3 protein-coding genes are annotated in these 4,174 nt (G+C 34.6%); all 3 read right to left on the reverse strand.

Annotated features, from left to right (window positions below; all coding sequences use genetic code 11):
* Positions 1–177 precede the first annotated feature (177 nt).
* The gene (locus FJ213_12965) at positions 178–2,811 is read right to left on the reverse strand and encodes a RecQ family ATP-dependent DNA helicase (protein ID MBM4177061.1); all 2,634 of its coding nucleotides are present in this window, start codon (positions 2,809–2,811) and stop codon (positions 178–180) included.
* Positions 2,812–2,891: 80 nt separating this feature from the next.
* The gene (locus tag FJ213_12970) at positions 2,892–3,641 is read right to left on the reverse strand and encodes a response regulator (protein ID MBM4177062.1); all 750 of its coding nucleotides are present in this window, start codon (positions 3,639–3,641) and stop codon (positions 2,892–2,894) included.
* Positions 3,634–4,174 (reverse strand): GHKL domain-containing protein (locus tag FJ213_12975; protein MBM4177063.1); only part of this gene is annotated, 541 nt, incomplete at its 5' end. The genes FJ213_12970 and FJ213_12975, both read right to left, overlap by 8 nt.

The following is a 4,174-nucleotide window of genomic DNA, read 5'->3' on the forward strand; positions in this document are numbered from 1 at the left end:
TATAGTCCGGCCATTTCAGAGTGTTCTTCTGTAATGTGAAACCATCTTTCATCAGTTAATCTGATATTAACTTTATTCTTTGATAGAGCGAATTTCATCGATTTTATTACAAAGGCAAATTAAGTAAAGACTTCACATATATCAACTAAGCATTCAAAGCTATCTAAAATTTCATCCTCACTTCAATTTCTCGAAATAACTCAAACAAATCCTTATTTCGGCAAATGAGATTTCATCGGGGAGATAAGATTTAATGACCGGAAGAAATCTCGACTCAGATTTTTCCATTGCTTCCTTAATCAGTTCAATGTTCTTTATAGGAATTAATTGAGCAATATTTATATCAAACGAATTATCAATTAGGGTTTGTACATGCTCTGAAATAATTGCGTTGCTGAGATTTCGCTTTTCGCAAATTTCAACCAGACTCATGCCTTCACGAATCATATTGAGCGTTGTTCGAATATTCTGCGGCAGATTTTTCGCTTTATCGTTTCCATCATTCTGTATTTCGTTTAAGAAAGAATTTACTTCCTGAATCATCGCTTCTCCACATTTTAGAAAGACTTTTTCTCCCACACCTTTAACTCTAAAAAGCTCATTCTTTGTTCTTGGCATTTGAACTGAGATTTCTCGGAGGATTTCATCCGAGCAAATCATAAAATTCGGCTGATTATATTTTTTTGCGATGAGATTTCTTGTGTCACGTAATCTCTCATAAAGACTCAGATTGACTTTCAAATCAACTTTCGACGGCTTCACGGGCGTTGGAAGTGTTAATTCTTTTACACCAGAATCAGAAATTGTTTTTTCTCCTTCTTCAGTTAAAAATAATGTTGGATAAAGTGATGCTGTCTTGCTTAATTTATTTTGAGCAATTAGCATATCAATCTTTTCTTTAATCGCCTCTTTTGAAATACCCGAACAAAATCCATAAGTGGAGACTTCATGCAGATGATAGTCGGCAATCTTTTTTGTCTTCGCTCCACGCAGTATTTCAGTAATTATGGCTGAGCCAAATTTGCCGCGGACTTCTTTGATTGTTTTCAGTATCTCTTTTTCGAGATCAATCTGTTCGAATTTGAATAATCGATCCGGCGACTTGCATCTATCACAATTATTACACTTGAATGATTCCGTAAGCTCTTCATGAAAGTAATTTAAAATAAATTTCCATTTGCATTCCTCTGTATGAACAAATTTTTCCATCAGATCAAGCTTACGAATATTATACACTGCCCTTTCTTCGAGCTTGGAGTAATTTATCGGAAGCTGTTCCGCATATACTCTTTCGCCTGTGAAATAAAAACTTTTTTCATCTTTCGGCATTTTGCATTCGATCATTCCTCTTTGTTCAAGATTTCTCAATGCAGAATTAATTTCTAATCTGTCGAACATTAGATCATTCGAAAGTTTGGCAGCATTAACGTTCACAAAGCTTGATTGAGGTTTACTCCCATAATTTCTCAATATCCACTCGATCAAATTTGCCTCGTTCACATGCAATCGTTTTGAAATTTGTCTTGCCTCGCCTGATGAGATTATCAATTTAATTGCAAAATGATTTTGGAAGTTCGATTTGAACTGTATCAATCCCTCCTTTTCGAACAAGGACAAGATTGAATTCAGCTGCCCTTCAGATATTTCCTCGCGCAATGTTTTTTTTATGAAACCTATGCTGGTTGAAATTGGATTCGAATTCTTTTCCCCAATTTTTATTTCAAAGTGGTTCTGAATTGAATTATAAAATTTAATTATCAGCTGACGCGTTGGCGTAGAATTTCGAATAAAATATTCGTGAATGTTCCTATCCTTTTTATCATAAATCAAAATTGCCTCAGATGGAAGACCATCTCTGCCAGCACGTCCAATCTCCTGATAATAATTTTCAATTGAACCAGGCATCCCTTGATGAATCACCATTCTAATATCTTCTTTGTTGATTCCCATCCCAAAAGCATTTGTGGCGACTATAACCTCAGCTTTATTATTGAGAAAGAAATCTTGAACGAGTCTACGGTCTTCAGCGTTCATTCCAGCATGATAGGGCAGAGATCGAATGTCGTGAGAGATTAAATGGTCGTTAAGCTCATCGACTTCTCTTCGTGACTGACAGTAGATGATTTTAATTCCGCTTTTTGATTTTATCAGTTCAGTTATTTTCTTTTTTCTATTTCGGCTTTTAATAACAGATATGAAAATATTTTCTCTAAGAAAGCCTTTTATGAAAACCGATGGTTCGTGCAACGCCAGTTTTGAAATTATGTCGTCTCTCACTTCGGGAGTCGCAGTGGCTGTAAAGGCTGCGATTGGAATTTCAGATGACGAGCGTGCAAGTGATTCTTTTATTTTCAAATAACTTGGACGGAAATCGTGCCCCCACTCGCTTATGCAGTGTGCTTCATCAATTGCCAATAAAGTGATTTTGACTTTTGAAATAAACTCTCCGAAGCTTTCAGTAATAAATTTCTCCGGCGAAACATACAGCAGCTTAATATTTCCATTCAATACTTTATTCTGAACTGAAAGCTGCTCGCCATAGCTCTGAAAACTGTTAATATACTCTGCAGAGATTTTTGATTTAATTTGTTCAACTTGATCCTGCATCAATGAAATAAGTGGAGAAATGACAATCGTAACGCCATCGAAAATCAATGCCGGTATTTGAAAGCAAAGCGATTTTCCGCCTCCTGTCGGTAGAATCGCAAGTGTGTCTTTTTTATCTAAAATGGATTGAATGATTTCTTCCTGAGGTGGGCGAAAGTTGTCGTATCCAAAAACTTCTTTCAGTATTTCTTGACATGATTTCATTCAATCAAAGATAAATAAAATCAAATTCGTTTTCTGATTTAACTTTAATATTTAGAGTTTGGGATTTATGATTTTGCGATTTAGTGAAGAATTTCTTTCAGCTTCGAATATCCGGATTTGCTGACAGGAATTTTATTTCCATCATGTAGAATTACTTTATAGGATTCTTTCTCAAAGAGTTCAACTTGTTTTATGAATGAAATTCTTACAATATAAGAACGATGCACACGGATGAACTGCTCTGGCTCAAGATTCTCATCAAAGAATTTCATTGTTTTTTGCTTTAGAAATTTTCCCTCAGAAGTATGAAGCATAACATAATCGTCTTGTGCTTCAAGCCAATTAAGCTTTTCAATTGGAATTATATTTATTTTACTGCCGGTTTTAACGATCACCCGAGTTAGTGCCTCATTCGAACTATCAACATGATTAATTATATCAGATATCTGTTTCTGATTTTCATCTTTATTGTTCAACCGAGAAATTGCTTTTTCAACCGCACTTTTAAATCTCTCTTCAGAGAATGGTTTTAGAAGATAATCAACAGCATTGACCTCAAATGCTTTTATTGCATATTGATCAAATGCAGTTGTGAAGATTATTGCTGGTGGATCTTCAATTAATTCGAGCATTTCGAATCCATTAATCTTAGGCATTTGAATGTCGAGAAAAACAATATCTGGCTGCGATTCACTAATTGCTTTTATTCCTTCAAATCCATTGCTGCACTCCCCCACAATTTCGACCGATGAGTTGGTCGATAAATATTTTTTAATTACTTCCCGTGCAAGAACTTCATCATCAATAATTATCGTTTTTACTTTATTCATTTCTATTTCTTTCCATTTGAGGGATAAGAATTTCAACAATGAACTTTCCATTTTCTTTTTTGATCGAAAGGAGTCCATCAAGTCCAAAAATAAGCTTCAATCTATCTTTAATATTTTTCAATCCAACTCCTTCGCCTTTGTATTTTTTGATCTCAGATTCAAAATTGTTTTCAACTCGAATTGTTAAATGGCTCTCTCCTTTTACACATTCGAGTTTAATTTGAATCGGCTCAAGACTTTCATACACTCCATGCTTAATTGCGTTTTCAAAAATCGGCTGCAATATCATTGAAGGCATTTCATAATCAAGAAACTCATCCGATACATCCTGAATGTAACTGAATTTATCGCCGAATCTTATCTTTTCGATGTTAAGATAAAGATTAACATTTTTTAGTTCTTCACTAAGAGAACTAAAATTCGATTCACTTTTCGATAAAGCATACCTTAGAAAGTCAGAAAGTAAAATGGTCATTTCTCTTGCTTTAGCTGGATCAGAGATAGTGAGTGAGCTGATAGAGTTCAAACTATTA

Source organism: Ignavibacteria bacterium, from assembly GCA_016873845.1.
Taxonomy (GTDB): domain Bacteria; phylum Bacteroidota; class Ignavibacteria; order Ch128b; family Ch128b; genus JAHJVF01.